The sequence below is a fragment of the Bradyrhizobium sp. UFLA05-89 genome (genome assembly GCF_059803475.1).
On record NZ_JBANBA010000232.1, the window covers coordinates 1 to 3,543 of the forward strand.

At 59.2% G+C, this 3,543-nt stretch carries 4 protein-coding genes; 1 reads left to right on the plus strand and 3 read right to left on the minus strand.

Translation table 11 applies throughout. The features are described 5' to 3' along the window. Positions 1–393: 393 nt before the first annotated feature. Positions 394–588, plus strand: coding sequence for a hypothetical protein (locus tag SO139_RS45760; RefSeq protein ID WP_449384470.1), 195 nt, complete (start codon positions 394–396; stop codon positions 586–588). Between the two features lie 385 nt (positions 589–973). Here SO139_RS45760 and SO139_RS45765 read toward each other — a convergent pair whose 3' ends face one another. The 3 genes from SO139_RS45765 to SO139_RS45775 all read right to left on the minus strand — a co-directional run bounded on the left by SO139_RS45765 (position 974) and on the right by SO139_RS45775 (position 3,200). Further along, the gene (locus tag SO139_RS45765; RefSeq protein WP_449384469.1) at positions 974–1,201 is read right to left on the minus strand and encodes a hypothetical protein; all 228 of its coding nucleotides are present in this window, start codon (positions 1,199–1,201) and stop codon (positions 974–976) included. 791 nt (positions 1,202–1,992) lie between these two features. Then, the gene (locus SO139_RS45770) at positions 1,993–2,205 is read right to left on the minus strand and encodes a hypothetical protein (protein ID WP_449384468.1); all 213 of its coding nucleotides are present in this window, start codon (positions 2,203–2,205) and stop codon (positions 1,993–1,995) included. 404 nt (positions 2,206–2,609) lie between these two features. After that, positions 2,610–3,200 (minus strand): ATP-dependent DNA ligase, encoded by a 591-nt coding sequence (locus SO139_RS45775; RefSeq protein WP_449384467.1) that lies wholly within the window; start codon positions 3,198–3,200, stop codon positions 2,610–2,612. Between the last annotated feature and the right edge of the window lie 343 nt (positions 3,201–3,543).

The window sequence follows — 3,543 nt, forward strand, 5'->3', positions numbered from 1 at the left end:
AGACCGCAGCCTCCTTTCTGCGACGACTGCCGCATGCCAGCTGCGTTCAGGACCGAGGTTCAGGCGCGGGCCGGCCAATCTATCCGCGTGTATCAGTGTGCAAACTGTGCGAAAGTCATCTGGGACGACTAGGGCGAGGGCGCCATCTTTCACTTGCGCATTGGCTTATGTGAATCGACTGCGGCGGATTCACATAAGCAAGTGCGCAATTTGAAATATCGCTCTACGATAGGCTTTCCGCAGCTGGACGAATGGTGCGGACTGCGCCCTCAGCGTCGAGCCTCCCTCTCTGGTCTCCTCAGATGTTGAGGCCGCTACGTCCAGGCCGGGACGGAGAATGTTCGTCTCCATCTCTAGTTTACTGGGCGGCAGCCTATTCATGAGGATAACCTTATGACAAGACGTCGTCGTCGCTTTAAGCAGACCACTTCGTTGAAGGATCGTTTCCTAATCGATGCCCAAAAAAGCAGAACGCGGGCCGATCAGTTGCCTCCAGGTAAGGATCGCGACAGCCTGCTCAAGAAAGCGCAGGAGTTCGAGACGATCGCTGGATGGGCAACCTCGAGTGGCCTGCTGGCGCCCAAGTGAGGCCGCCGGTCGGCGCTCTTTCTTGTCACGCGACCTCTATCTTCAAGGTCCGGGCATAATTTCCCGGCCACCCGCGCTCGACTGCCGTCCTGATGCCTGCCCCGAACTCCTCGCCGCTGGTGTTGAGTGCGCAGAGGAACGGCGCGTTGATCTTCGGCCGTCTTGGACGGGCTCGATGCCGCTGGCGATCTCGACCAGCTTGCGGGCAGCGGTTTCCGGGTTGGACGTTCGACGGCGAACTTCATGGGTGAATCCTATGCTCAAGCCCGCCCGTCATGCTGGCGGGCCATTCACGACTTGTGGACTTTTTGCCTTTCCCGCTCGACCTCTTCCGCGTCCTTATCATCGATTGTCATGAGCGAATTGTTTGCATCGTCATGAACCTTCAACAACTCTCGAGCTTGGCGTGAATGGCTTGCGTGTCGCGGTGCTCGGCGCGCTGGATTACGAGCGTCATGCCCCAGGTCACAAGAGTGGCTAGCGAATGCCATTCTAGCCCGTTGCCGAAGACGATCGAAAGCGCGCAATAAACAAGAAAGATGGCGAACGCTGCTGGACGCGCGGCCAGTACGCCGATGTTAGTCAACCAGCTTCGGATTTCCTTCACGGCCATGGCGATCAACGTGGCGCTGGTTCTGAGGGTTCCCTCCCTCTCAGCTCGCGCTCCATGGAAGCATGACCGCGTTTGCCATCTCCAAATTCTCCAAAAAATTACGCCGCCGGCTCGAAATGAAACTTTCCCCGGCGGCGCCGTCTCAAACTGGGCCTGCTAATCCCCAGCAACCAAAGCCTAGCAATCGGTATGTCAAGCTTCTGTGAAAGCTTCACTCGCGGAGGGCAATGAGTTGAGGAAAGGCGCCACTGGGGCTGGGCAAGTAGTGGCGCCTTCTCCCCAAGCACAAAGCCGCAAAGCGTCCCCAAGCGGCCCCGTCCCAATGCGGGAGCCTGTGCCGATTACGTTAAAGTTAAGTGAAGTCCCGGTTCAGGCTGGCGGGTGTGGAGTCTTTCAGTATTGCCTCCGGCGCCGAGTCGAATTGTCTCCGCTGCCAGGGTGGATCGCGCCCTTTTGCAATCCGCCAGCCGAGCCAGTTGTGCCACTGGCCCCGGGTCCAGAACCAGTCGTCCCGGCGCCTCCTGCACCCGGCGACGATCCGCCCGTGCCCATCGATCCGCCGCCGACCCCTGCGCCAGCACCGCCAGCTCCGCCAGCACCTGCACTACCAGATCCGCTAGCTTGGCCATATGCAACGCTAGCAGCCCCGGCGAGTACCACTGCTGTTAGGACTGTAATAATCGTCTTCCGCATTTTTGGCTCCATGGTTTTCCGAACCTAACCAATGGTCACGCGCGGTAGGCGTTCCTAAACATGCGCGCACGCTGGCGGCGGCCTGTGCTCGCCAAAAGTCAGTCCGACGCTTCACGCCCCTTAGTAGTCAGCTCGTATCGATCGTCGTTTTTCGTCATCCAACCGCCTTCGACGAGACGGAGCGCAAACAATTTCTTGCAAACCGGATGAAAGGCGCCCGGATGATAGATCTGGTTATTTCGCTCGACCAGGTAGCCGTAGAGCCGAGCCTGCCGCAAAGTCCTGCGTACCCCATCTGAGAGCACCATCATAAGATCGTTCAAGCCTCGATTTGAGAGACTGCTAAGCCTGTGCGGCTCTGCGGTGGCGGAGACCTTTCAACAACTCCTCAACGGATCGTAACTACGGCCTCATCGGACCCCATGCGCCGTCCCCTCGCGTGACTGGTTCAGCCGATGACTCTGGCAGCCATGAGAGCTGCAAACAGACAATCGCAAGCCCTGCCGCAATTAGCAGAGCAGTTTTCAGCTCTCGTCCCATGTAAGCTCCCAAAAACTCCGTCCTGCGAGCGTTGAGCGAACGACCCCAGCACTCCGGATTGAATGCTGAGGCCGCCTGATGGCCGCTTATTTCTCAAGGGATCGAAATTTAAACCAAGCCAAGCCAGAAAAGTTTCTCGACGCGACCAATTTAGCTGTCGGAAATCGGTTGGCGGCTAAAGCTCCCTCTCCATCGCCGGATGGCTACGGTTCTTGACCTTGATCCAGAACTTTTGCCGGCCGCCGCGGTAAGGCCGATCGCGATGTTTCGAGACAAGGCCTTCAAAGCCCATGCGGCACGCAGCGCGGAAAAGGTCCGGCCCGATCTCACCGCGCTCGAAAGGTGCGACCGTGATCCCGTCGGGTCGGCGCGCCAAGAGCTGCTCCAGGTTGACTTTGCGCATGTGCAGGGGGAGGGGGCGCAAGTCATCGCCGCCCATCGCGAGAATGTCGAACGCGTAAAGCTGGACTTCGTGATCGTACTTGCGGGAGTGCAGCGCGTTGAAGTCGGAGATGCCATCGACGCCGAGGATTACGGCCTCGCCATCGATAACAAAGTGCTTCTGCCGGTTCTTCAGAGCAGCCTCGGCGATCCACGGATAACGTTTCGTCCAGTCGCTGCCGTTGTGGGACAGCAGGCGCACGCGCTCGTTCTCCCGGATCACCAGCAGCCGATAGCCATCGTGCTTGATTTCGTGGAGCCAGTCAGGTCCTGACGGGACCTGCTTGCCTGTGGTCGCTAGGCAGAGTTTATATGTGCTGCGCATAGCCGGAGGATAGTTGTTCGCGCCTCCAACTGCGAACGTTCCGAAGGAGGAACAATCGGCCGAAGCGTTGCAGCGGCCTCGGCACCGGAGCCAAAGAAATGTCGAGGCCGCGCAGACCGAACATTCATTGGGGACAGGGCGCCGTTCGGTCCAGCTGACGTTCGCCGCTCGCCTGACGCTCGTCTTGATCCAGATCAACGGCTCGCGCGAACAGCCCTCATGGTCGGCGCGCTGCCGATATTGAGCTGCGGTTAGCCTTCGACCAGTGTCGCGCGCCATGGAAAACTGCCCCCTCGGCGTCACGAGGAATTGCCCCCTCCTTGGATAGCCGAGGAGAGAGCGA